Annotated in this window: 24 protein-coding genes; 4 read left to right on the top strand and 20 right to left on the bottom strand. The window is 49.7% G+C overall.

Annotated features, from left to right (window positions below; genetic code table 11):
- Positions 1 to 4: 4 nt before the first annotated feature.
- Both B9D94_RS01250 and B9D94_RS01245 read right to left on the bottom strand, forming a co-directional pair.
- Complete coding sequence (locus tag B9D94_RS01250; protein ID WP_148246259.1) at positions 5 to 1,075, bottom strand: sensor histidine kinase; 1,071 nt, start codon at positions 1,073 to 1,075, stop codon at positions 5 to 7.
- A complete protein-coding gene (locus B9D94_RS01245; protein WP_148246257.1) occupies positions 1,072 to 1,764 on the bottom strand; it encodes a response regulator transcription factor in 693 nt (230 codons plus the stop codon). The genes B9D94_RS01250 and B9D94_RS01245 overlap by 4 nt, the downstream gene beginning before the upstream one ends.
- A gap of 71 nt (positions 1,765 to 1,835) precedes the next feature.
- Here B9D94_RS01245 and B9D94_RS30830 point away from each other — a divergent pair, with 71 nt between their 5' ends.
- Positions 1,836 to 1,973: a hypothetical protein gene (locus B9D94_RS30830; protein ID WP_172963884.1), complete on the top strand. Its 138-nt coding sequence runs from the start codon at positions 1,836 to 1,838 to the stop codon at positions 1,971 to 1,973.
- A gap of 195 nt (positions 1,974 to 2,168) precedes the next feature.
- Here B9D94_RS30830 and B9D94_RS01240 read toward each other — a convergent pair whose 3' ends face one another.
- Positions 2,169 to 2,489, bottom strand: a complete 321-nt coding sequence (locus tag B9D94_RS01240) for a DUF1259 domain-containing protein (protein WP_367613774.1) — start codon at positions 2,487 to 2,489, stop codon at positions 2,169 to 2,171.
- 503 nt (positions 2,490 to 2,992) lie between these two features.
- On the opposite strand from B9D94_RS01240, the gene istA reads away from it, so the two are divergent.
- From istA to B9D94_RS01225, 3 genes are all read left to right on the top strand, one after another.
- The gene (gene istA, locus B9D94_RS01235) at positions 2,993 to 4,216 is read left to right on the top strand and encodes an IS21 family transposase (RefSeq protein ID WP_148246256.1); all 1,224 of its coding nucleotides are present in this window, start codon (positions 2,993 to 2,995) and stop codon (positions 4,214 to 4,216) included.
- The gene (gene istB / locus B9D94_RS01230; RefSeq protein WP_148246254.1) at positions 4,213 to 5,016 is read left to right on the top strand and encodes an IS21-like element helper ATPase IstB; all 804 of its coding nucleotides are present in this window, start codon (positions 4,213 to 4,215) and stop codon (positions 5,014 to 5,016) included. The genes istA and istB overlap by 4 nt, the downstream gene beginning before the upstream one ends.
- A gap of 80 nt (positions 5,017 to 5,096) precedes the next feature.
- The gene (locus B9D94_RS01225; RefSeq protein WP_253805982.1) at positions 5,097 to 6,578 is read left to right on the top strand and encodes a multicopper oxidase family protein; all 1,482 of its coding nucleotides are present in this window, start codon (positions 5,097 to 5,099) and stop codon (positions 6,576 to 6,578) included.
- A gap of 16 nt (positions 6,579 to 6,594) precedes the next feature.
- Here the strand turns inward: B9D94_RS01225 and B9D94_RS01220 are convergent, their stop codons facing one another.
- The 17 genes from B9D94_RS01220 to B9D94_RS01150 all read right to left on the bottom strand — a co-directional run bounded on the left by B9D94_RS01220 (position 6,595) and on the right by B9D94_RS01150 (position 23,592).
- Positions 6,595 to 7,266: a recombinase family protein gene (locus tag B9D94_RS01220; protein ID WP_148246250.1), complete on the bottom strand. Its 672-nt coding sequence runs from the start codon at positions 7,264 to 7,266 to the stop codon at positions 6,595 to 6,597.
- Between the two features lie 147 nt (positions 7,267 to 7,413).
- On the bottom strand, positions 7,414 to 8,532 hold the full coding sequence (locus B9D94_RS01215; protein WP_172963883.1) for a DUF4238 domain-containing protein: 1,119 nt from the start codon (positions 8,530 to 8,532) through the stop codon (positions 7,414 to 7,416).
- Between the two features lie 422 nt (positions 8,533 to 8,954).
- Positions 8,955 to 10,007: a peptidoglycan DD-metalloendopeptidase family protein gene (locus B9D94_RS31860; protein WP_148246246.1), complete on the bottom strand. Its 1,053-nt coding sequence runs from the start codon at positions 10,005 to 10,007 to the stop codon at positions 8,955 to 8,957.
- Positions 10,004 to 10,612 (bottom strand): YqhG/Tai3 family protein, encoded by a 609-nt coding sequence (locus B9D94_RS01205; RefSeq protein WP_148246244.1) that lies wholly within the window; start codon positions 10,610 to 10,612, stop codon positions 10,004 to 10,006. The genes B9D94_RS31860 and B9D94_RS01205 overlap by 4 nt, the downstream gene beginning before the upstream one ends.
- On the bottom strand, positions 10,612 to 13,047 hold the full coding sequence (locus tag B9D94_RS01200) for a CD3337/EF1877 family mobilome membrane protein (RefSeq protein WP_148246242.1): 2,436 nt from the start codon (positions 13,045 to 13,047) through the stop codon (positions 10,612 to 10,614). Before B9D94_RS01200 ends, B9D94_RS01205 begins: the two co-directional genes overlap by 1 nt.
- A complete protein-coding gene (locus tag B9D94_RS01195; RefSeq protein WP_148246240.1) occupies positions 13,047 to 13,532 on the bottom strand; it encodes a hypothetical protein in 486 nt (161 codons plus the stop codon). The genes B9D94_RS01200 and B9D94_RS01195 overlap by 1 nt, the downstream gene beginning before the upstream one ends.
- Before the next feature lie 5 nt (positions 13,533 to 13,537).
- Positions 13,538 to 16,138, bottom strand: coding sequence for an ATP-binding protein (locus B9D94_RS01190; RefSeq protein ID WP_148246238.1), 2,601 nt, complete (start codon positions 16,136 to 16,138; stop codon positions 13,538 to 13,540).
- 17 nt (positions 16,139 to 16,155) lie between these two features.
- Positions 16,156 to 16,620, bottom strand: a complete 465-nt coding sequence (locus B9D94_RS01185; RefSeq protein ID WP_148246235.1) for a hypothetical protein — start codon at positions 16,618 to 16,620, stop codon at positions 16,156 to 16,158.
- Between the two features lie 13 nt (positions 16,621 to 16,633).
- Positions 16,634 to 16,855: a hypothetical protein gene (locus B9D94_RS01180; RefSeq protein WP_148246233.1), complete on the bottom strand. Its 222-nt coding sequence runs from the start codon at positions 16,853 to 16,855 to the stop codon at positions 16,634 to 16,636.
- Between the two features lie 12 nt (positions 16,856 to 16,867).
- The gene (locus B9D94_RS30825) at positions 16,868 to 17,038 is read right to left on the bottom strand and encodes a hypothetical protein (RefSeq protein WP_172963882.1); all 171 of its coding nucleotides are present in this window, start codon (positions 17,036 to 17,038) and stop codon (positions 16,868 to 16,870) included.
- Positions 17,035 to 17,865: a conjugal transfer protein gene (locus B9D94_RS01175; RefSeq protein ID WP_172963881.1), complete on the bottom strand. Its 831-nt coding sequence runs from the start codon at positions 17,863 to 17,865 to the stop codon at positions 17,035 to 17,037. The genes B9D94_RS30825 and B9D94_RS01175 overlap by 4 nt, the downstream gene beginning before the upstream one ends.
- Positions 17,862 to 18,128, bottom strand: a complete 267-nt coding sequence (locus B9D94_RS01170; RefSeq protein WP_148246230.1) for a hypothetical protein — start codon at positions 18,126 to 18,128, stop codon at positions 17,862 to 17,864. Before B9D94_RS01170 ends, B9D94_RS01175 begins: the two co-directional genes overlap by 4 nt.
- Positions 18,121 to 20,499: a TraM recognition domain-containing protein gene (locus B9D94_RS01165; protein ID WP_172963880.1), complete on the bottom strand. Its 2,379-nt coding sequence runs from the start codon at positions 20,497 to 20,499 to the stop codon at positions 18,121 to 18,123. The genes B9D94_RS01170 and B9D94_RS01165 overlap by 8 nt, the downstream gene beginning before the upstream one ends.
- Before the next feature lie 4 nt (positions 20,500 to 20,503).
- Positions 20,504 to 21,247, bottom strand: a complete 744-nt coding sequence (locus B9D94_RS30820; protein ID WP_172963879.1) for a hypothetical protein — start codon at positions 21,245 to 21,247, stop codon at positions 20,504 to 20,506.
- Positions 21,248 to 21,503: 256 nt separating this feature from the next.
- Positions 21,504 to 21,899, bottom strand: coding sequence for a hypothetical protein (locus B9D94_RS01160; RefSeq protein WP_172963878.1), 396 nt, complete (start codon positions 21,897 to 21,899; stop codon positions 21,504 to 21,506).
- A 303-nt stretch (positions 21,900 to 22,202) separates the two neighbouring features.
- Positions 22,203 to 22,886, bottom strand: coding sequence for a primase C-terminal domain-containing protein (locus B9D94_RS01155; RefSeq protein ID WP_172963877.1), 684 nt, complete (start codon positions 22,884 to 22,886; stop codon positions 22,203 to 22,205).
- Positions 22,843 to 23,592 (bottom strand): bifunctional DNA primase/polymerase, encoded by a 750-nt coding sequence (locus B9D94_RS01150; RefSeq protein WP_148246222.1) that lies wholly within the window; start codon positions 23,590 to 23,592, stop codon positions 22,843 to 22,845. Before B9D94_RS01150 ends, B9D94_RS01155 begins: the two co-directional genes overlap by 44 nt.
- Positions 23,593 to 23,878: the final 286 nt, after the last annotated feature.

The raw sequence follows: 23,878 nt of genomic DNA, 5'->3' as shown, positions 1-23,878 counted from the left end.
CGCTCTACTGTCTTTTGGGAAGCCGAATTGTAAAGGTGGCACCTTCCCGGTTCTCGACCGAAATTTCCCCTCCGTGGGCTGCAACCAACTCCTTGACGATGGTTAACCCCAGGCCGCTGCCGCCGGTCTTCCGATTGCGGGACTTGTCCGCCCGGTAAAATCGCTCGAACACATAAGGCAAGTCCTCCTGCGGGATTCCCGTTCCCGTGTCTTGAACTCGGATCCAAACATGCCCGCTGTCTTCACTCCCCTCAATTCGCACTTCTCCGTGTTCAGGAGTAAATTTCAGCGCGTTGCTAAGCAGATTCACAAGCACCTGAATCATGCGATCATGATCGACAAACACTTGAATATCAGGACTTACGGAGCACCGTAGATGAACATTTTTTTCACGATAGGCAGCAGCAACCAGTTCTTCGCCTCTCTCGATGATGGCCGCCAATGATTCGTCTTTTCGCAACAATTGAAAACCGGGCGACTCCACATGGGTCAGATCATCCAATTCGGCCACAAGTTGCGTCAATCGTTCGATTTCTTCGTAGCAGGAATGGATACGCTCCGGCGTAGGCTCCCAAATCCCATCTTCCAGTGCGCGCATATGGCTTTTGAGCGTAGCCAAAGGGGTTCGCAGCTCATGCGCGATGTCTTCGGTCATCGTGACGCGCAATTGCTCATGCTGCTGCAACTGCTCCGCCAGCGTATTTAGCGATGCGCCCAAGTCTGCAAGCTCATCTTTCCCTTTAATGTCCACTCTCGTACTCCATTCCCCGTCCGTCATGCGTTCCGCGACTCGTGTCATATGAACGAGAGGAGCCGAAATCCGTTTGGCCACATAAAAACCGAGAAATACGGCAAGTACAATCGCAACTAAACACGTCCAGATGATCGTTTGCATCATCGCTTGCTCCAAATGATAATTCAGTTCGGGTAATTCGTGCGTCATACCGGCTTGCGCTTGATACAAGGAGAAATGATAGTGTGTCGTCAAAATGACGCTAATGGTTGAAATCAGGACAATGCCAGCAGCAATCCCGATAATAATCAGAGCCAAACGGGTATGCAGACGCTTATTCATGTTGTTCCTCCTGCAAACCGATAGCCGGTTCCATACACCGTCACAATATATTTGGGGGACTTGGGGTCACCCTCTATTTTTTGCCGGATATTTTTTACATGCTGATCGATCGTTCGGCTATCACCGTCAAAATCATAGCCAAGCACGCGTTCCACAAGCTCGTCTCGTGAAAAGTGACGCTGTGGATGCTTGGCCAGGACAAGCAGCAGCTTATATTCATTCGGGGTCAGGCTCACCGGTTGGCCGTCACGGAATACTTGCTGCTTTAATGAATCAATGATAAGTTCCCCTTGATTAAAGGCCAGGCGATCCGCAAGCAAATGATACTCGTCCGTACGCCGCAGGATTGCCCGAACCCGAGCCACTACTTCGCGTGGGTCAAAGGGCTTGACCAAGTAATCGTCGGCCCCCATGGATAACCCCTTAATCCGATTGTTCTCGGAAACCTTCGCCGTAAGCATCAAAATCGGAACAGAATGGATTTGACGAATCGCTTGGCAAACCTGCTCGCCCTCCATATCCGGAAGCATAAGATCCAGGATGACGAAATCAATCGATTCGTTTTGCACGTGCCGAATGGCCTCGCTGCCCGTTTCGGCTTCAACGGTCTGAAAACCGTCTTTTTTCAAGTAGGATACAACCACATCCCGAATTTTCGATTCATCATCGACGACCAATACGGTTTTCATAATCAACCTCCAAACACAAATCATATATTCAAGCCGCACCAAACAAATATGTGAATACCAACTGGCCCCCCATGACTGAAAACATAACCATCTCCGGGATTTTCCCGATCACAGTAGCGAGGAAGAAAACTGCTGAAGTTCATCTGGCTGATCGCCGCGGCTGCATTGACGGCCGGTGCCGGGACGAACGGAAGCAGCCGGGCCGTTAAAACAGCCAGGAGCGCTTGCGCTCTAAGAACAGCATAAATCGGTCCATATAGGTACCCCAGTGAAATTCTTTTGTTTTAAGTATAACCCACGTTTATGAAGGACCTGTGTAAATGAAAAATTGGAGTTGGCCGCATATAAAAAACCGGCTCCCCTTTGTGGAAAGGAACCCGGTTTGTATCTTTAAAGAAATCGAATTATTTCAGCACCTTGTAGGCTTCCGCTACCTTCTTTGCAAAAGAAAGCGGCTCTTCAACAGAAGTATAATGAGCATAAACTAGATGAGGATTGTCCATTAACCAGTGATTATGCAAGGCGGTTAACATGACTCCATTTTTTTGCAAATGCCAAGTAAACGGATAAGCTTCTTCCTGAAGAAGTGCCGTCTCCCCCAAGTTTAAGGTCCTTCCTTGTAAATCCATTGATTCAAAAGACCACATGGAATGAAGAGCAAGTCCGGAATGGCTTGGCCTTCCCAATATGTTTATGCTAATATGCGGTCGATCTCTTTCGACCATACATACCCATGTTTTACGTTCGAAAGCCCGCCAAGAATATGGGCAAATTTCTGGCAAAGTACGTCAACGTCGCGCATGAGGAATCCTCCTCGCTTATTTTTTTATCAGCTTATGCCTACTTTCACAAGTCGGTGTACAAAAGTATAAAGAACTAAACCTGTCTCTGCGAACTCCTTCTGTTCTTCAAAAGTTCTACACAGGCTTCGGCTATGATTGATCTATGGGAAGTTCAGTTACAGAAAGGAATGAATCAGCTATGAAGCTAGGTTGGAGGTTTAAAAGTATAATAGCAATCGGAGCTTTATCTGTTATATTGGCCGGTTGTTCAGGTTCGATTGGTGGAATGAGCGAAATGGATCACTCAAAAATGAATATGGAAGGAACCAAGGAAACTGTCACCGCCGGGATATAATTGACCCACCAGCGTCGGAATGAAAATGACCCACCCCTGTAGAATATATCTCCTCTGTAGTATCGGCCAAGATATTTCGAGAGGAGGAAATATGCTAAGGAGTGGGACAGTGATTAGATTACATGAACTTCAAGCTAGCGGCAAGAGTATCCGTGAGATCATGCGGGAGACGGGTCATTCAAGAAATACGATTCGTAAATATCTTAGAGCCGATGGTATCCCTGAACCCAATCCCCGCAAGAAAAGAGCTTCCAAACTTGATCCATACAAGTCCCAGTTGGATCAGTACTTGGGCAGAGGCATATTCAATTGCGAAGTGCTTTTGCGCCTCTTAAAAGATCAAGGTTACAGCGGCGGAATCACGATCATTAAGGACTATGTGAAGCCGAATCGGCCTCCAAAACAGGCGCCGGCAGTCCAACGCTACGAAACGCCCCCTGGACGTCAAGCGCAGGTGGACTGGAAGATTTGCGAGTACGTTGATCTAAATGGCGAAGTGCGGAAAATCCCTGTCTTTGCTATGGTTTTGGGGTACTCCCGCATGACGTACATGGAGTTTTCGAAACGCTGCGACATCCACAGCTTCCTACGTTGCTTGATGAATGCCCTAGAATACTTTGGCGGTGTCCCGAAAACCATGCTTACCGACCAGATGAAAACCGTCATACTCGGTATGGGCGATGATCGTAAGCCGCGCTGGCATCCGTTGTTCGAAGACTTCGCTGCAGCCATCGGTATGATCCCTAAAGTGTGTCGCGTGCGACGGCCGCAAACCAAAGGCAAGGTTGAACGAAGCGTTCAGTTCATCGAGCAGAACTTCATGCCGGGAAGACAATTCACGGATCTCGGCGATCTGAACCGCCAGGTCCGGCAATGGTGTGACGAACAAAATCGCCGTATTCACGGCACAACCGGCGAAAGACCGATCGACCGTCTGGCCCACGAAGCGTTGGGGCAGCTACCAACTCCAGAGCGCTGGGCAAAGTACCGATTCGAGCCTCGGAAGGTCAGCCGGGACGGATTCGTGAGCTATGACGGCGTGCGGTACGGTGTTCCTTGGAGGTACAGCGGTCGTGAGGTGAAGGTGCGTGAAGTGAACGGCCATGTCGAGATTTACTACGAGAAGCAGCTCATCGCACAGCACGAGAAGATCTACCGATCACGAGCGCTTGTTATGTGCCAAAACCAGTACACTAACCTGAGCACTTCACAAGGCTACGCCCACCCAAGGCCCCAAGGAATACAAGTGCCCAAGCACGACGTAGAGGTGCGCTCACTCGATGTCTATGATCGCCTCATGGAGGTGGGGGCATGATTGAACTCGAACAAGCTCGCCTCCGTCTGGAGGAACTCGGCTTAGTCCAAGCTGCCGAGGCTCTCGACGCAAAGCTAGAGTCCGCAGGCCGAACCCAAAGCACGTACCTGTCATTCCTGAATGAACTGCTAGAAGCTGAAATTCTGGAACGACAGCGCCGTAACGTCGAAGTGCGGATGAAGCTTTCGCATCTACCATACCGACGAACGCTAAGTGAATTCGATTTCACGTTTCAACCTGGGATTGATGAGCGCCTGATTCGGGAGCTTGCCGCGTTAACGTTTGTCGGGAGGCAAGAGAACGTACTCTTTCTCGGCCCTCCCGGCGTCGGGAAAACTCATTTGGCCGTTGCAATTGCGATGGAAGCGATTGGACAAGGTTTACCGGTGTATTTCGTATCGCTGGCCCAATTGGTTGGCGATTTACGAAAGGCGTATGAGGAAAACCGACTGGACAAGCGAATGAGGGTGTATCTTCGCCCTCGAATCCTCATCGTCGATGAAGTGGGCTACCTTCCCCTCGATCCGCTGGCTGCGAACCTATTTTTCCAATTGGTCTGTGCTCGATACGAGAAAAGCAGCATGATTCTTACCAGCAACAAAAGCTTTGGCGAATGGGGTGAACTCATGGGGGACGCCGTTCTAGCGACGGCCGTGCTCGATCGCCTCCTCCACCATTCCCATGTTGTGAACATCCGTGGGAACAGCTACCGGCTTAAAGAAAAACTAAAAACCGGAATTTATTCGGCACCAAGCGCACAGGTGGGTCAAAAATATCCCGGCGCTAGTGGGTCAAATTAATTCCGGCGTTGACAGAAACTCCGGAAACGCCAAATGCTCAAACGGAAAAGTCTGTTGTATTAACGGGAAAAGAATTTAATTTGATTGCCGCTCCGAGCAATCAGGAATTAGCCCCCGGAAAAACGTTGCCGGTTTGGACGTTCAACAATTCCGTTCCTGGACCGCAAATTCGGGTTAAACAAGGAGATACGATAAAGGTCAATCTTAAAAATCAGTTGCCCGAGCCAGTCACCATTCACTGGCACGGCGTTCCTGTACCGAACGCAATGGATGGCATTCCAGGCGTAACGCAAAACGCCGTCCAACCAAGCCAGTCGTTTACGTACGAGTTTAAAGCAGATGTTCCTGGCACCTACTGGTACCATTCGCATCAGGATAGTGTAAATCAGTTGGATCGCGGATTGTATGGGGCATTCATTGTTGAACCGAAAGAAGGTCCCGACGTTGACCGTGATTATACACTTGTCCTCGATGAATGGATGAGCTCCGGGGAAATGTCCGGCATGAATATGTCCGGGGGCAACATGTCGGAAATGGATCATAGCAAAATGAATATGGGCAGTTCGAATGACAATAAATCCAGCATGAACATGTCTGGCAATATGTCCGGCATGGATCACAGTACGATGAATATGGGGAACGAAAACAAAGCGTCGACCAAGACCGACAATAGTTCCGTGAATATGGGACACGATATGAGTATGTACGATCTGTATACCATAAATGGAAAATCCGGCTCGCTTGTAGATCAGCTCACTGTTAAGGAAGGAGATAAAGTTCGAATCCGTTTGATCAATGCGGGCTATCTGTCTCATCAAATTCATTTGCACGGACATGAATTCAAAGTTATTGCTACCGACGGACAACCTATAAATAATCCAGGTATCCTGAAAGATAATGTCGTAAGTATCGCTCCAGGAGAGCGTTACGATATTGAATTTGTCGCCAGTAATCCGGGCCAATGGTTGATCGAGGACCACGGCGACAAAGCTGCTGTTAAAGGGATGAAAGCCATGATTGTTTATGAAGGAGCTCCCGCTGGTTCCGACAAAGCGAATGAAGCAGAGAAGCTGACGGCTGTCGATATGAGCCGTTACGGCCAAGCAGGCAAAACTAACTTTACGTTAGATCAGAAGTATACGTTGGAATACACGATGAATTTGAATACCGAAATGAAAAACAGCGAAATGGTCTACACCATAAACGGAAAAACGTTTCCGGAAACCGAACCGATCAACGTCAAAAAAGGAGAGACCGTCAAGGTTCACCTCGTCAATAACTCGAAAACTGACGACCATCCGATGCACCTGCACGGTCACTTCTTTCAAGTGCTAAGCAAGAACGGGAAACCGCTTGAAGGATCCCCAATCATAAAGGATACGTTGAATTTGAAGCCGGGCGAAGAATACGTTGTCGCATTCGAAGCAGATAATGAAGGCAACTGGATGTTCCACTGTCATGATCTGCATCATGCTTCTGCCGGCATGGTAACGGAGCTGAAATATACGGACTATAAGACAAATTTTGTTGCAGACCCGAATGCAGGGAATAAACCGGAATAACGGCTAGGGGATGGCTTCAAACCATCCCCTGTTTCCCATTCTCTGCATCGTCTTTTAAAGCAACGGGCGATTGCTTGTTCCGTCCATTTGCTCCTTCATACTCCCTGACTCGCCGGTAAAACGTCGGTTTTTTCATACCAATTCTTCGCATTGCCTCGGTTGCCGTGATTTGCCCTGCTTTCCATTCCCGGTATGTCCTGATAAACTTATCGTCAATTTCCTGCCTCGGCCTCCCGAACGTAACGCCATCCGCTCGGGCAACTTCAATCCCTTCCGCCTGCCGCTGCCGGTTCTTTTTCCGTTCCTGCTCGGCCACATATGCCAGCAGGCTTAAAAACTGGTCCTCCATGACTTTGCCGAAATCACCCATTTGTTTGAACTTTCGGGAATCGAACAGCGTTTCGTTATCCAGACATACGATGTCCGCGCCGATCTCCCGCGTAATCGCTTTCCATTCGGCAATTATGCCATCGTAATCTCGGCCTAGCCGATCCAGCGCATCCAGGTAAACCAGGTCGCCCTCTCTAATCATCAGACGCATTGCCTGATAGCGCGGGCGCTCAAAATCCTTGCCGCTCTGCTTGTCAACAAATATGTATCTTTCATCAACGCCCAGCTCCCGGAACTTGACGAGCTGCCGTTCCGGATTTTGGTCTTTTGCCGATACCCGTCCATAAGCCAGCTTCAAGTACCCCACTCTCCCCTAATTACGTCTCAAAATGTAGTTGTTTGAAACGGAGCGTTTCTAAAGTGATTTTAATACATTTTGATACATATAAACAGAGCAAAAAAATATGTATCAAAAAGCATGCTTTTTGATATCGACCATACAAGCTTAGAATGAAAAAATACTTTGCTCAACTTGAGCAGATGGATGTACACTAACTCTTTCTGCAAGGTGCTTGTCGCTGATTGTCCGCCATATTCGCTTAACTTCTTCATAATCGTCATAACAGCAGACTTTAAATTTTTTCCCGCTGCCGCAGCCGCAAATATCATTTCGTCCTAATTCGTTATAATCTCTGTAATGGGTTGGTCCGGTAAATAACTCCCAAGCCCTTTTATCCCGTTCATAAAAGAATATTTCCTTTTTCAACGTTGATCCGCTTACTCTGCCAGAATTATATCCTATGTAAGTGGCCGAAGGAGAACTCCATTCAAAATGAGGTAACGCTTCTAGTAACGCGGATTTTTCGTTTCCCACGCATTTTTTATACGAATTGTTGATTATAATCCTATTTATCTCCTTCACTTGTTCTGCGGTGAGCGTGTTCATCGTTTGGGGCTGAATATACCCAGGTTTGCGCCCGTGATAAAAAACAATATAGTACTGACTGGATAACGGAACTAAGATCATTACATCCTTCAGACCCAAGTGCCTGTTGCTGATATTGCCAAATCTACTTTTAATCCGTAAAGCTACGGTGGAAATATACTGGTCGCTAATCAAAAAGTGGCTCTGCTCGCTTTTGATAATTGCAAATTCGTAAAATTCCTTAATGCTGTTACCCAAATTATTGATATAACTCGTGTTCACTAATTTATCCAGTAGCAGCGAGACACGGATTTCTTTTTTCGAGGTTTCGTGCGCGAACTCATGCAGTAACGCACCGCTCCTATAGTAATAGATGATGATTGCACTTAGATATGCTTGTACATGCTTTTTAATAGGATCGATCATGCCTCCGCTTTCTTCATAAAGCGTAATTAAGCGCAAAGCCTCGATGATCGCAGGACCATAATCGGCTTCGACTTCCTGAAAAAATTTCTCTAATTGATTTCGAGCCAGGTATGGATGTTCATACGCAAAACGCTCCGACATGGAATTACGATAATGAGTCTGATACGGCTCTTTATTTTTATCGACCAAGGCTTCAAAGACCTTTTCATTAGAAGAAAAGTGCTTCAATACACTCTGTGGTATATAATGCTGATTTTTTACGATATCACTCAATTCATTCACCCTCTTTTTTAGAACTACTCTGTTTCTAAAATAACATACGGGCGAATAATGTTACAGTTTGTAGGAATATGGAAGTCAAACCGATATCCATAAAACAAGAAAGAGCCCCCTCTCATAAATACATAGACAGTTCTCCTCATTTTGGGTATACTAAATCCATAATCCGAAAGCATCGGTCGAAGGCAGCTCCGGGCAGAAATGTCCGGAGCTGCCTTCGTTTTATTTATCGCCTTGCTGCTTCTTATAAACGCTTGCCTTCGTTACTCTCGGCTCCTCTTTTCATACCCCAACAGATTGTTCGTTTTTAACCGATTTTTTGGCCGGCATAGCAGCTCCGATCGTTCGTTTTTCCAGCGAGATCCACGCGCTTCAAGTCGGCTGCAGGAGATCCATTCGACTAAAAATCCCGAACATTACAAACCGATAAATGGAGACGGATCGACGCGCCGACCATTAACAAAGATTTCAAAGTGCAAATGCAAGCCGGTGCTTTTGCCCGTGGAACCGCACACGCCGACCACATCCCCTGCCTGAATGACATCCCCGACCTGAACGGTCGTCTGTGACATATGCGCATACGTAGTCTTAAAGCCGCCGCCGTGGTCTACCCAAACAAATAAGCCGTAGCCTTTACTATGATCATTTGCGTCCTGCCAACCGGCAAACACAACCTTTCCGGCTTTGGACGCCGGAATACGTTGCCCGGCCTGACAAGCAAAATCGATGCCCTCATGAGATGCGCCCGGCTTGCCGGTCACTGGATCGATCCGGATACCGAAACCGGATGTGACTTCACCGGAAACCGGCCGTGCAAAGCCGCTTTCGGATGGTTCAATCACTTCAATCGGAATAAATCCTTCGGTCACGTAGAGTCTTGCATACATCATCACTTCCGCTACATAATCCTGACTGTGATTGTAGGCAAAAATGGCACGTTCCAGGTTGCCGGTCGACGCGCCGTTTTTGGCTAGATAGTTCGCGGCGGAAAAGATGGAGTCTTGCAGGCTCCACATACTCGCCCGGCCGTCACGGTCTGCATCCACACCATACCCGGCGTACCGGGCGATCATGGCCAAGTTCGTTTTTTCTTCTTCGGTAAAACTCCCCCGCCCGGCACCGTAGCAAGATGGATGCGACCAACCTACCCACGTACACGGCATAAACTGCATATGTCCCTCTGCTCCGACGCTCGAAATCATAGGCTGAAGCGTAGAAAATACCGTCTCGACGCGATGATGCGCGGCCAACAAATTCCAAGGAACTCCGTACCTGGCTTCCGCCTCTTTATAGACTGGAATATATTCGGCCGGTATTTCACGTTCCCCAACCGGCGAGATTGACCCTCCTAAAAAGCCGTATCCGATACTTCCCCCGCCCATGAACAACAGCGGAAAAAGAAACATCCCGCATAAGGCCACAACGAGCAGGATCGGAATTGCTGCGATCAGCCATCCCCATTTTTTCATTCCGGAATCGCCCCCGATCCCGGACGAATGCCGACATCATCAACCTTCCATTTCCCATCAACCCGTTTGAGCAACACCACATAAAGCAGCAAGCCATCTTCACTCTTACCGTTTATGTCGGTATGGGTCACCGTTACATCCACGTTGTACCATTGCTCGTCTGCTTTCAGCTCGGCCGGTGTCCATTCGGCTGTGACATAATCGGTCTTCGCGCGAGAGAGCGTTCCCCGCCGCTGAAACGATGAAAGCTGCTTGTAAAAGGAATCGGTAATATACGGTTTGGAGCGATCCACGTAAGCGTCCGGCTGTTTGCTATCGAACGGCACATACGCTTTCAGGAAATCCGGAAGAACGGTCTGTGCGCTACTTACTGCTTCCTCGGTAATAGGTGGTGTTTTGCTTGTCGTTTCCTCTGGCTCCGGCTGAGCCTCGTACTGGTGTACGTCTCCTTGTTGTTCATGGACCTTAGCCGGTTTGGTTTCTTTCGGCTGCGCGGCGCGTCTTCCGGAAAAAAATGATCCGATAAAAAGCGCGATCAGTAGCAGACCAATGATAATACTGAACCATGTTTTAGCCCGATCCGGGAGCTGTGGGGAACGCGCCATTAGCTCTCACGCTCCCCTTCGTCCTCCTCTAAGGAGGCATTCTTCGAGGGCAGTTCCGTCGCCCCGGTTCGGGGGATAAGGTTATCCTGTGAAGTCACCGGAGCTGCTTCATGCGAAACGAACGGCATCTCCAATGATTCCAATATGGCTGATCCTCGCGCCGTCCGGAACGAATCGGAACGGGCCTCGGATTTGGCATGCCTTCTACGCTCCCCTCCCTGACGTCGGGAGTCTAATGAAACGACCTCTGGCGCTGCCGTTCTCGTTCCATGTGGAACAGCTTGGACATATTCAGGAACGGCCGAAGGTACGGTTCTCCCCTCCTGCTGCGCCGGTTGCTGTATTGTCTCATGAACTGGCGCCGATGCATTCATGGGTTGCGGCGGCGTCGCCACTTGCTCCCTTGGCTTGTCCATCATGGTTGAAGAAAGACTTGTATTAGGCAGGGCGGCACGACCCTGCTCTCGGTGAACCGCCTCACTTGCTGTCAAATCGGGTGTAGTGATCCCATCCGGCGCTATCGGCGTGTTAGACGCAGTCCGGGTGTGAGCATAATTCCTACCGGGTACGGCTTGTCCGCGCCGCGCAGTCATTGCCGCCCTGCCCGTACCGCCCTTAGATAGACGATAGCGAGAAGGATTTCTGCTGCCTCCCGCCCCTGCCGAAGTCATCAACATCGGCAAAGCTTCTCCGGTACCCGGCAGTTCGCTTGCCGCTGCCGCCTCTGCTGCCGCTGACTGACCGCCAGGATGCCACGACCCTGCGTCAGATAAACGAGTGAGCGGCATATCGATAATATCGGGGTCGCGATCCGCTTGCTTGCTATGCGGCACGACTTGCGATCCGGGTGAAACAATTTCTGCATCGGCGTATACCGTTTCGTCCTTTTCTTTACCTTCATCATCGTGCATCGATACGTTTTCAAGCGGTTCGCTTTTGTTATCGTCGCCCATCGCTCCATCTGCGGCAGCACCGGCCACCGCCGCCCCTTCCGGACCGGCCACCGCTGCGCCCGCCGCTTGCGCAGCCGCCTTGGTCGCTTTACGTTTCATTTCGCGGGCGGTATTACTCACATGATGGTCAAAGTTCGATACCTCATGAGCTACGCTGCGGATTAGACTGTTACCCTCCATCAAAATCCGCATGAACCGCTTGCGCAGTACAAAGATAAGCAGCAGTACAATAAATTCTACAAACGCCGTTGCGAAATAGCCGATGCTGTCCGAATTGCTGACTTCATATACGATGGCCGACATGGTGAAGACGACTAAAGCAATGACGGATACCGCGATTTTCAACAGCAGCGGCAACGCCAGTTCCTCGGTATATCGGCGGAATACGCCTCCCCCGCCCGGAAACGCGGCAATCACCATATAGAACGGCGCAGCAACCGCAATCGTCAAAAACCAAAATTGGAATAGAATGAGCAGCAATGCTAAAGCGAAAATTGGTATCGACGTAATGCCGTTGACAATCGTATACAGGACGGTAAACACCAACCTATCCGGAACCATTGAATAGGTCATCATCATGTTAGAACGTTCGTTTATCTCTGTTCGCTCAACATATTTTTGCCTATTCTCTCCTGGAGATAGCTTGAGCAGCGCATTGACCCGATCCTTTCCGACTGCGCTTTCGTCATCATTGCCGTACTGCATATAGAGATAAGGCCGATGGACGAACAGATCCCACATGTTTTCGCCAAGGCCACGGGTCGAATCACCTTCCTTCCCTTCAAACAAACCGGAAGACGCACCGATTACATGACCCGTCAGTTCGGTTGTAATATTGTTCGCACCTTTCAGAACCGTGCCATAGTTCGTAAAAAATAACAGTGCCGCCATTAAAATAAGAACGCTTTTTGCGACGTTGCCGGTTGCCTCAAGCTGCGCCTGTCGAAAGAAATATTTATAGACGAACACCAAGCCTACGCTTACACCTATGGCGATAAGAAAATCACCGTAAAGACCGTATTGTTCAAAATGAAAATTAGAGATACCGGTAATTTTTTGAACGACACCTTCGATCTGTTCGATGATTCGGTTGATCACATCGAAATGGTAGGCGTAGTTCAGGACCGTGAGCATCATGTTCGTCATGTACACATTGACCTTGAACAAAATGTTAACAACGAAATTCATGCCCTCATAGAACTGAGCCAGCACCGTATCCTTAATGGCATCGCCGGAAATCCAACTTCCGATGGTCTTGAATGGGTTTTTAAAACCTCCACCGTCGTCGTCTTCACCCGGTTGCTTGCTTGTTACATCGATTTGGTAATATGCCTTGGAACCGTCGCTAGTCACCTCATGTTTGGTATCAAACAAATTATCAGATATGCCCGTACCAGTGTTTCCGGTTGCTGCACCCGCCGCCGTTACCGGCAATAAGAGGAACAGTACCATCAATACCAAGAGGGGCCGCAGCCGTTTCATCAGCCCTCACCTTCTTTTACATATTTGTGAATGTAAACACCATCCTTCGGGTTCTCGACTTTTTGTTCTGCTTCCTCGGCTTTTAATTCACGTATTTTCCACTCGCCCTTTTCTTTCTTCATTTCCAGGAAGTCTTTAGCGTTTCCATTATGGTTTGGTAAATAATAAATCACTTCATAATGTAACACTCCTTTTTCGCCTGGTTCCTTTTCAAACCGATAAATACTGTAACGTTCTCCAATCTCTTTAAACCTTCCAGGAAATGTATGCTTATCTTTCTCTAAAATCTGATAGTGCGGTTCTTCTGGAGAGAGAATTTTCCGGAAAAGCTCGTCATCTCCATCGACTGACGCTTGAACATATTGTAAAGCTAGGTCATCCGCTGCTTTTACATCGGCCGATGGCTTGCCGCCGCTGGATGATCCGCATGCGGCCAACAGCAGCAGCGCCCCGATCAGCATTCCTATAAATAGTCCTTTTCGCATTTGTCTCACACTCCCGTCCGGATGCGTTCCTGCCTTTGGCGTTCGTAGGTCCTTTCCTCTTCGGTCGCCGTGGAGCTGTCGAACGCTTCCTCGATTTCCTTATAAACCGGATGAATGCGAATCGCCGCCGTCCGGCCGTAAATGTCCTGGAACAGCGCCGTTCCCCGATCTAAACTGTTCAGGTATTCCGCATTGGCCGGAGTGTCCGGCAGATTGAAGTAACGCAACATTTCCAAAGATTCATCGTACTTTTTGAGCGCAAACGAGAACTTCATCCCCATATTGGCCACGTCCTCGTCGTAATCACTGGCGTTCTGCGTTCCTTTCATCAGCGTTGTATTATAGTGCCGTCCCATACGCGTAATAAAGTCGAGTTGGGATTTACCCTCTGCGGATCGCTCTACCGTTTTCGCCTCATCCTGCACCACTATTTTATGAATGTGCCGGTCCTGATTGAACATGTACTGCTTCGTAAAGGCCGCAATCGAAATCAAGATCGCTTCGGAAATCTTTTCAATTGGCCGGATTTTGCCCCGGTCCTTATCGTTTTTCGGGAGCTGCAAGTTTTGCACCATTAACACTTGCAGCGGCTTGCTCACTTCCAGGACGCGATAGCGCTGCCCCTTCTCGCCAAACAGCAGCCGCGAAATTTGCAAACGGCCTAACGTCTCCAGCGTCTCGATCAGCTCCATGCACGATTCGCGGCGGCGATCCGTCGTCTCCTGTGGCAACCGTGCTTTCAAGTAATCCCGCAGTCCGCCCAAGCACGGGTCGTCTTGCTCCCCCTCATGCTCGATAGCCTCACTGAGCTGCGTAAAGCCAACATCGCCCAGGTGCTTGTCGCACAGGAACGAGAGAATGTCCATTGCAATATCTTTGGCCTCGGAAGTCGAAACGCTTGTCCGGAAAGGATCAAGGCAACCCGCATCGCGCTCGTCGGCTCCTAGTGTCCACACCGATATAAATTCCGGAGGAATAAACGGCAACCCCTCGGCCCAACGTTTCCGGTCGCCTTTCGGGTCTACAATCAGCGCAAGCGATCCGCTCAAGACGGACAAGTATGCAAACAGGTTGATTAAGAACGATTTGCCTTTGCCGGTCATTCCGGCAATCATGACGGCTAATGAATCGACAACGTTCTGGACGCCTTCAAATGCCTTTGCGGCCAAGTCCGGCTTGATGAATACTGGCCGGTTGAGTTTAAGCGTTTGGCCGATATAAAATCCGCGGTTGTCGCCTATATTCGTCGTGGCCGCAAACATCATTCCTGCGAGCTTCGTCGGCTCAACATATTGCAAATAGTCAGCATTGTAGCGCGGCGAAGTTGGAATGAACTCCATAAAATACGAAATCATTTCCCCATATGGCGACAGCAAGTGCATGCCGAATTGGTTCATCTCGCGTTTCAATTCGTCTACCCGGACGCGCAGCTCGTCGGGGTCTTTGGCCGTCACCTTGAAAACGAACGAGCAGACATACGCCGGATAGCCTGTTTCTTGGAACCGCGCCTCCATCTGAATTGCGCCGCTCTCCGACTTGGATACCTTCAGGTCAACTTCGCTGCCGCCCTTGGCTGCTTCTATTCGCTGATCTTCATAGGCCAAGCGCACATCGGAGAGCTGCTTAATAATTTGATCGTTGCGCATGAAGCTTGCTTTAATCGACACGGATACCGGGAAGCGCAGCCTGTTTTGCAAGTGAAGCATCCATTCTGATCCCGGATGCAAGCTGCGCGGGCTGATTTTATCGGCAACCAGGTATTGCACATAATTTTCTTCGATCTCTTCCCCAACCATCTTATAGAGCTTGAGCGTCTTTTGGTCGTATTCCTCGATTTCCGCATTTTGCAGCTCGTAGAACGCTTTGGAATTGCCGCGCCGTGCCTCATGAACCCGGCCGCTATCCTCGATCCCGGTTACGTCCATGCCGGTTTCATATCCCTTTCGCAGCCGGGTATCGTTATGTGTGACGCTAAAGTTCTGTTCGATTAAAAAAACCGTTTCTTCCTTTGTCAGCGCCCGCACGAGCGACGACATCGATTGGCCGAGCGTTTCCCTTAAGCCATCGGCCTGCCGCCTCCATTGCTCAATATCCCGTTTGAGGATGTCGTTGGGTTCCAGGCCCACAGCTCGGTAAACGGGAGAAGTAAATCCGGCAACTAAGTCTTTTAGCGTTGTCACCGCTGCCAAACCCAAATTGCCGATTTTGCGCATTTCGTTTTTTCTCGGATCAAGCTGCACCCCAATATAGGAATGGTATTCATTTGTCTCTCGGGACGAACGCTGCGCGGCGAGCGTTCGTTTCAAACTTTGAAAATAACGAATCCCGTTCTCCTTTAGCGCATAGTCCTTGCGGCTGATCTCCTCTATCGTCTCGTCAATGATCCCGGAAACGTCCGTCAGTGACGGTATCATCAGGAAATGCAGGTCATGCACATTTTCAACGTAGAAAGAGAGCTGCCGATTGTACGGATGGATCTTCTGCATGGTATCTCGAAAATCGTAGCCGAACCCCTCCACTTGATAATAGGCCCATACGCTGCCGTCCCTGCCAAACGCCAAATTGCCTTCAATATGACGCACCGGAAAGTCCGTAAATACCTTCATGCACATTCACCCACCTTTCAATCGTCTACTGTAAAGTAACCTCGAAATTGATAGCTCGGATTGGGCTTTTTCTTGGCGACGGGTAAGTCCTTGGCGGCCAATTGGCCGCCGAACCCGTATGTCTTGGATTGCTCCAGCTCCTTGCCTTTGTAGTAGGTCACGCGTTTCCCTTTACGCCAGTGGTAAGCCGCGGCGCTTTTTAGAAATTTGATAGGTGGCCGGTTTTCTGTTCCGACGTCCATAAGCAGATACGTTGCTGCAAACGGTAAAGCAAACAGGATCGATTCCGGAAGCAGCCGCAGGGGGAAATTCAGAATCGGAATCCAATACCACACGAACTCAATTGCGGAAAACGACAACCAGTATAAAACGGCCTTAATTTTAATCTCTCGGCCAAACTTCAATCCTGCGAACTGATACAGCCTGCGTTCAAACTTCAAAAAATCGTTTAAGGCCCACAGCTCTTTTCGCTGTTGTTCCATCGCTGGCCCTCCTTCACTTTTTCAGGCCGATCTTCTCGGTGAAGAACTCGGAAATGTTGCCAAGTATCGTCGGATTCTTGACGACCGCATACCCGATGATCAAAATGACAAATGTACCAATCGCCCCGATGAAATGTCGACGGAACGCCAGGATAAGAACGAATATAATCCCGGCGAACAATATGAGATACCCGCCTTGTTCCGAACCCCAATCCAACAAGCTTTTGAAATCCATAGCCGATCCCTCCTATTTTTCATCCATTTTGGTTACGATATATCGGCCTTCCTTTTCGGTTACGGTCAGCCGGTAGTTGCTCATAAAACGATCTTTGGAAACCGGGTCTTCGTAGGTTACGCTGCACAACACGATATACGTTCGCGTAACCGGCGTTGACGTTGCCGCCGTTGCGCCAGTCACTTCCCCGGCCGCTGGGGACGCCTCTGTTCCGGCTTGCTGCGATCCGTTCGCTTCCCCTTCCTTCGGAGCAGCACCGGCCGGTTTTGTCTGACTCTCGCCGATTGATAAATCTCGGACGATGTGACACTGACAAAATGTAAGGCTCCATTTAACCCGTTCTGATGCTCTGGATCGGACAACAAATAGCCTAGCTTGTCCTTCGGATCGGCGGCAAAGGAGCTAAAAAACGTATCCAGGAAATTCCGGATATTTTCTTTGACTTCATACGGTTCATCCGCAGCTCGCAACCCCTTGGCCTGATCATCTGCCTCCATCGTCGTTTGCCGATCAATGTACGTGAATTTCGGCAAGTCGTAGATGCCGTAATTTTGGTCGTAACCAACCGGCACAACGAAAAATTTGCTGACTTCTTTTGGCTCGTATTGAATCGTCTTCGTTGGAGGCTGCGCCGTGTTTTCCGGTGGTGGAGTTTGTCCGGCTTGGGCCGTATCCCCATTTGCAGTATCCGTTCCGGACGGTGGCGACGCCGGGGGCTGCTCAACTTCTTTCGGCAGACCAAGCTTATAGAACACTTCCAAGGTCACATACGCCCGGTTCGGCCCCATTTCTTTAATGTGCTTGATTTCGGCCTTCAGGAAGGTCGAAGTTGTTTTCAGGCCGGAGGTTTGCAGGCCAGCTTGCGCATCAAGCCCTTTCGCCAGAAACGGAGTCAGACGCTTTTTCCGGTCTTGAGTCGCCTCGTCGCCAGGCTTCCACGTAAAATACTCCTTGGCAAAATTTTCGGCATATTGGACGGCCGTCGTTGTCGTAGCCGGGTTTAGCGTCAACTCGGCTCCTTCATTTCGCGTTTGGGCGTCTGCCGGATCGTTCGTTGAATGGCCGAGAAAAACACAACCAGGAACATAAAGGCAAAGGCGAGCCAAAATGCGGCAGCTCCAATTTTCCGCGTCATATAACCGCGCGGCCGGTAAGCCCGCCGCTTCTCGGGCTTCTCCTTACGCATCCAACTTTTGAATTGTCGAAGGATCGCTCCTTTTTCCCGCTGCGGCGCATCAGACGCTGCTTTCAGTTTGGCTAAACTTTTAGGCATACTGCTGCTCCTTTCTCGCAGGAATGCCGGTTGTATCCAGCGCATTTCGCACGTAAACGCGGGCTACATACGGCTCCCCGTTTTTCTCAATGGTCTTCCGTGCTAAAAATACCTCGCCGGTCGCCAGCGTCTTGATTTCGTCCGGATGCGCCCGGAACCGCTGCACGCTACGAATCGTCCCCATTTCCGATTCCATCCGAAGCTTGACGGCTGTTTTCTGGACTTGCTTTGTAATGTCGCCGTCCTCATAGGTGCCGAGCGTGGCGGCAAGCGTGGACGCATCCTCACTTTCGTTGACGCGACCGACGAAATACGTATTGCAGTTGTTGATGATCTGCCGCGTCAACACCGGATCAACGGCGTCGATGTCAGATAAGCCCTGCACCGATATAAGGCATTCAAACCCAGCCGACCGGCTCTTGTTGATCACGTCTACAACCTCATGGGAGACATAGGCCGAAAATTCGTCGTAGACGGACATGATCGACTTTTTGCCTTCCTTCTGCCGGTAATCGACAAGCGTGTTCACTTCGGATATAACAAGCCGCCCAAGCGTCTTGATATAGTCCCGGTACTTGTTCCCGGATAACGAGAAAATAGCAACCTCGTTTCGGTCCGTAATTTCTTTCAAGTCAATTCCTTCGCCGGTTTCCTCGAACAATGGCCCAAGATCGCTTTCCATCAGTTCCGCAAGCTGATTGCGCAAACTGATAAGCGTGTCGAATGGAATCCCGGTGCTTTCCTCTTCATCATCTATCCCAAAAAAGCGCTCACGGTAATATTCCACTCTGGCCCGCAGCGCCTCGTCCCAAACCAATCGACGCGCGGCCGCAGGTGCTTCCTGTTCTGTTTCTTCTTCCATACCGGTAAATAAAGCGCTTGCTTTGGCCGGTTGCACATGAACGGTATCGCGCGGCGGCTCCCCTTCTTCCTCCGATTCGGAAACAGGCTCCTCCTGCAACGGTTCTTCCGCCAATGGATCTCCTTCACGCACATATTCCGCTTCCGGCTCCATATCAAGAGCGACTGATACAGGTGCAGGTTCTAACCCCTCAAATAATGAGGCAGCCGATTCAGGCACGTTTGTTGGCGCTACGGCTGGTTCCCCAACGGTCTGCCCTTGTAGCAAAGCATCGATTTCCTCTAATGACAAAGCTGTTTTCGGCTCTTGTTCATGCTCTTCCAAAATCGGCTTCGCATTCGGTACATCTTCAATCGCCGTCGCTTCTGCTGTTGTTACTTCGTGTTCATCTTCGTATGTGAAATTGGGTTCGTCGTGATGGGGGACGGCTTTTTCATTGCCTTCGTCAGTTACGAAAACTTCCGTTTTGGCCAATTCTAATTGCCGGTTCAGCACAGCCGCAACCTTAGATGGATAGGTGAGGTCATACAAATTTTTTAGATCGATCGTCAAATTAAATTCTTTCATCATTTTGAGAACAAGCTGCAAAAAACGGGAGCAATTGAGCTTGTAGTACGGCTCGGACCATTCAAACAAATTCATAATTTTGTCCCGGAGCTGCGTCGCGGAACCATGCCGCAGAAAGTTAAAACTAATCTCGTCCACATCCGTAAACATATGGACGCGCTTGCCGTACCGTTCGCAAAGTTCCTTAAACTCCAACATCGATGCCCGTTCGCCCTTGCCGTCCATAAATACAACCGGCTTGTCCTGGCGTATAGCATTTTCAACCATCGTCCCGATAATGACGGTCTTCCCGCCTCCGGTCGTCGCTACCGCAAACACATGCTGATTCGGCTCATGAGGCTCTAGCGCAACGCGCTCTTGAAACTCGTCGTAGCCTATAAAATTTTCTTTCGAGTTCGACTTCCGGAATTTGAGCTGCGCCTTCTGCACCAATTTAAACCGCTTGGCCCGGAAATACCGATAGCTTCCCGAAGAGCGTTTTTTCCGCAGCGCATCGTATTTCGTTTTCACAATTTTGCTTCGGTAATAGTCAATAAACGGGTGCGCTGCCCCTGCCAAAAGATTGCCGAAAATGAAGGCGGACGCATAGCTAAAACCGGTTATCGAGAAAGGTTCGTTCCCATGTAAATACTGTTCAGCCGCTTCCGTAAGAATGGGTATGTTCAGAATCGACAAAAAGCCCAGGATCGACGCCCACTCCCCTGCGCCGTGTAGCACAAATAGACCGATGCAGCTCACCGGCATGATCGCGTACAATATCCAAGGTTTCTTTATTACGAACACAAACAGGCCATAAAGTACCGCCGCCGTAAGCACGGCTGGAAGCCCCACAATAAGCAGGACGAATGCCAGTACCGCTATGACGATATAGCCAACCGTTGTTGCACCTTCACTCTCCCGCTGTTGGGGAAGCAATAATTCCTCCTCGCTCCGACGAGCCATTGGTTCACTCTCCCACAACCTCCGCAGGCAGCGACCGTACTTGAATCTGCTGAAACACGTTTTTTCCGGATTGAGTTTGCGCCGGGCGTCCGACAGCTCGCCATTCCTGCGCCACATGCTCAATCGCTCGTTTGAGGGCATTACCTATCGTTTGGTTCGGGACAAAATACCACACATCGGTATACTTTCCTGCAACCAGCTCGGCTGCATATCGATGCATCTTTTTTTGCAAACGGCCGTTCGATTTGGTATGCAATTCGGCCTCGACTGCAATCGTAAACCCCGGAAGCAGCAGCACTACATCCGGCAACGTATCCCGAATTTTGTTCCATTTTTGAAGCATTTCCTGCTTGCCCTCGGTATCTTCCAGCAGCTCAAAACGGTATTCCCGCTCGGTCTTGTAATCAAAACCTTCAGCCTTCACCGACGCCTTCAGATGCAGGATAAGATCATTGATGATGAGGTCGTGTTCGGCCGTGTACAATGACGTATCGTTCGCAACCGTAACCGGATAGTCCAAGTAATCCCTCGCCTCACGTTTCGGAAAGTACACATTCAGACGCAGCGTTAATTTTTTCTTCCACACAAGCCCTGCCGCTTCCAATTTCCGAAGTCGCCTGTATACGTTGTGTAGCGAAGTTTCACCGGTGTACCGCAAAATTTGTTGAGACGTAACAATTCCCTGCTTCAACACAAAACGTAAAATCTCAAGGTCTTTCTCCTTGAAATCCGAGTATTTCGTTAACATGAAACGACTCCCTCCATGCTACCGTTTCTAGCGTCACACCACGCTCCCCGCTATCAATATCAAAGCTCCAAAGCCCGCTCACATCCGTCCGTGTCGCCTCCTGGAAACCGGCTGCTCAAGGTACAACTAGACTTGCAACTAACTACGCAACAAAAATCGTCAGCGGAAGGCCGCTATTCTTCATTTGATCTCCCTTCAACATACATCCTGAATCAGCCTGCAAACTTCCCCGATCAGCTCCCCACGGCATCATTGATTAGACATTCAAACTTTGATCAAGGTATGCGATAGCATACCAACCATCTTCCCTGAACAGCTCACAAAGATTGGCATCCATGAAATTGCCCACAAGGTTGTTCTTCCTCGAACAGCTTTCAAGGTTTTGACTTTGCTTCTCTGAATTACCCACAAAGATTTTGCTTTTGATCTTGATCTTATCTTTCGACTTTGAACTTAAATCCCTTTCTCCCCCGAATCCCTCCTTCCTCACATATCCTGTATCCTCTCCTGCATTTAAAAAGTTTCTCCCCTCACCCAAAGTATCTGCGTTCTGGTACCGCTCGTTTTCCCGACCCCAGCCTCGGACGTTGTGAGGTGGGGTCGGGAAATGCCGTCGAGCGGGAACCAGAACGCCTGCACGCAGCCACAGCAAGGTTGTCTCATCAGAAGAATAACAACTAAAACCATACACCATGTACAGTCTAGTTAACGCCTTAGTTATACACTCATGGTCTAGGAGAGTTAACAGAGAGGATATACGCGGAGTATATCACTATCGTACACGGGATGGAATAAAATTGGGGGAAAATGGATAGTATCTCCTAGTCAGGTTAGGAGGAAAGAACTGACAGAAAGCGGAAGTCCCAGAAAAAAGCGGCCTCCCGCGCCTCCGCTTGGGCTACGTCCCCCAACCCGAGAACCATACAGTATCCCGACCAAAAAGAAAGAGAATCGATCAACCAGGCGGACCCGAAGACGGAACCAAGAAAGGATGCCCCACACAAGTACGATGCCCCGAAGAGCGCGGCAGGACCCCACCCACCACCCCAACTAGGGTAAGTGTATTGGAATCGGGTACATTTTTAACCGGTATTATAACTGGCACTTCTGGAGCCGGTTCGGGACTTGAAACCAGTCTTAACGTAGTTGATGCTCCGCGCCCTTTACCATGTACCTCCACGGTAATTCTGCCGGACTCAACCATCAGGGCGACAACTGCCTGATAAGTAGATAGCGACATGCCGAAATAAGACGCAAGCTTGCGCTGCGCATCCGTAATAGACCGATCCGGAAGCTGCTGCAAAACACGCTCCACATCTTCGGCCCACTCGCTATAATGACTCGTTTTTCGTTCGCCTCTTGGCTTGGCCGTCTCCCATACTTCATAGGAAAATGGTACGCCGGAAAGGTAGGTGATCCACTCCCCGGTAGGCCCGGCCGGAGCATCCCCCTTGTAGGCGCTCTTAACTTTCCGCGATACAATACGTTGCGGCATTGGCTCGTCCAATCGCGTGTTCCACTCCTGCAATTCTGCCTCGGCATCCTCCATACTATAGCCTTCTCGCTTGAAAGCCAGGGCAAGAGTATAGCACGTATTATCCCGTTTCCCGACTTCTACGCCCGCTAGAAGCGTTTTCACGCCGGATGGTCCAATAACCCCTTCTGGACAATAGAGCCGCGTTTAGCCTCTTGTATGGCGTCCTGGTTGATACACTCCCAATCCAACAGCTCTGCGAACGATACGCGTTGCTCGGACGCATAAACAAGCGTTTCCGGAGTTGGCAAACGGAACCAACGTTCGGCCCCAATCGCCTGCGATCCCCTCCGATGGCTGCTGCAATGGCCGTCTGAATGCGCCGGTAGGTCTGGATCACATTCGTGTATGCCTTACGCGGTGCATTAAGCAGAAAGTAAACATGATACCCCCCCGACGGAGTACGGACAATCATCGTTGGGCATGGCAAACCGGCGCTTGAGATGCGTTCCAGGAGATCGGACAGACAAAGCCCTGCATTGGGATTGTCCGCTCCCTTTACGTCCACATCAATGACAAGTGCATTTAAGTACCGGAGCGTCGCTTTCCTCGCGTCGATCATTCCGGTAAAAAGTATTCGGCGCGTATAGTATGTATGTTGGCCACTCATGGCCAAAAGCGTTTGATAGGTTCGGCATGCTTTCATGTTTCGGCAATCGGAGCTGACAAATACCCATCCTAGCGTTTTCGCTCGGCCGGTTGCTTCCGTTGGGAAGCGTTTGGGTGTCTCGGTGAGTTGATTGCCAAATAGCAGCCGAAATGCCTCTTGCGTCCCGACAGCGGCCGGGCGCACAGCAATTGCAGGCAGCATAAAAAAACTCCCTCGTTTCGCGCCACGCCTCAAAAAGGCAATAGGAAAGAGAGAGTAGGTTCTTCACTTTTTTTCGCAGATAGAGTATAATATCCCTATAAAATGCGTATAAAAGTAGAAGCTCTCACTCTTGGGCACTTTTTGAATGCCGGTCGGCAAACTAGTCATTCAAAAAGTGTGAGGTGTGGGCTTTTATTTTTTCTTATGTAATTGGGAGCATTTCCAGTAATTCTCTGAATCTATCCCTACTATACGACACGATATTTAATTTTGGCAAATTACGTCG

The organism is Paenibacillus sp. Cedars (assembly GCF_003184205.1).
Classification (GTDB): domain Bacteria; phylum Bacillota; class Bacilli; order Paenibacillales; family Paenibacillaceae; genus Paenibacillus_AQ; species Paenibacillus_AQ glucanolyticus.
Note: the sequence above shows the minus strand (reverse complement) of the source record. Positions and strands in the feature narration are given on the sequence as shown.

Bases quoted from the DNA above. Each gene is read 5' to 3' on its own strand.
- B9D94_RS01185 (WP_148246235.1), bottom strand. From the start codon at position 16,620: ATGGAACAACAGCGAAAAGAGCTGTGGGCCTTAAACGATTTTTTGAAG.
- B9D94_RS01170 (WP_148246230.1), bottom strand. From the start codon at position 18,128: ATGCCTAAAAGTTTAGCCAAACTGAAAGCAGCGTCTGATGCGCCGCAG.
- istB (WP_148246254.1), top strand. From the start codon at position 4,213: ATGATTGAACTCGAACAAGCTCGCCTCCGTCTGGAGGAACTCGGCTTA.
- B9D94_RS01190 (WP_148246238.1), bottom strand. From the start codon at position 16,138: ATGAAGGTATTTACGGACTTTCCGGTGCGTCATATTGAAGGCAATTTG.
- B9D94_RS30820 (WP_172963879.1), bottom strand. From the start codon at position 21,247: ATGTTAACGAAATACTCGGATTTCAAGGAGAAAGACCTTGAGATTTTA.
- B9D94_RS01245 (WP_148246257.1), bottom strand. From the start codon at position 1,764: ATGAAAACCGTATTGGTCGTCGATGATGAATCGAAAATTCGGGATGTG.
- B9D94_RS01150 (WP_148246222.1), bottom strand. From the start codon at position 23,592: ATGCTGCCTGCAATTGCTGTGCGCCCGGCCGCTGTCGGGACGCAAGAG.
- B9D94_RS30830 (WP_172963884.1), top strand. From the start codon at position 1,836: ATGACTGAAAACATAACCATCTCCGGGATTTTCCCGATCACAGTAGCG.
- B9D94_RS01240 (WP_367613774.1), bottom strand. From the start codon at position 2,489: ATGGTCGAAAGAGATCGACCGCATATTAGCATAAACATATTGGGAAGG.
- B9D94_RS31860 (WP_148246246.1), bottom strand. From the start codon at position 10,007: ATGAAAAAATGGGGATGGCTGATCGCAGCAATTCCGATCCTGCTCGTT.
- istA (WP_148246256.1), top strand. From the start codon at position 2,993: ATGCTAAGGAGTGGGACAGTGATTAGATTACATGAACTTCAAGCTAGC.
- B9D94_RS01165 (WP_172963880.1), bottom strand. From the start codon at position 20,499: ATGGCTCGTCGGAGCGAGGAGGAATTATTGCTTCCCCAACAGCGGGAG.
- B9D94_RS01205 (WP_148246244.1), bottom strand. From the start codon at position 10,612: ATGGCGCGTTCCCCACAGCTCCCGGATCGGGCTAAAACATGGTTCAGT.
- B9D94_RS01195 (WP_148246240.1), bottom strand. From the start codon at position 13,532: ATGCGAAAAGGACTATTTATAGGAATGCTGATCGGGGCGCTGCTGCTG.
- B9D94_RS01250 (WP_148246259.1), bottom strand. From the start codon at position 1,075: ATGAATAAGCGTCTGCATACCCGTTTGGCTCTGATTATTATCGGGATT.
- B9D94_RS01200 (WP_148246242.1), bottom strand. From the start codon at position 13,047: ATGAAACGGCTGCGGCCCCTCTTGGTATTGATGGTACTGTTCCTCTTA.
- B9D94_RS01180 (WP_148246233.1), bottom strand. From the start codon at position 16,855: ATGGATTTCAAAAGCTTGTTGGATTGGGGTTCGGAACAAGGCGGGTAT.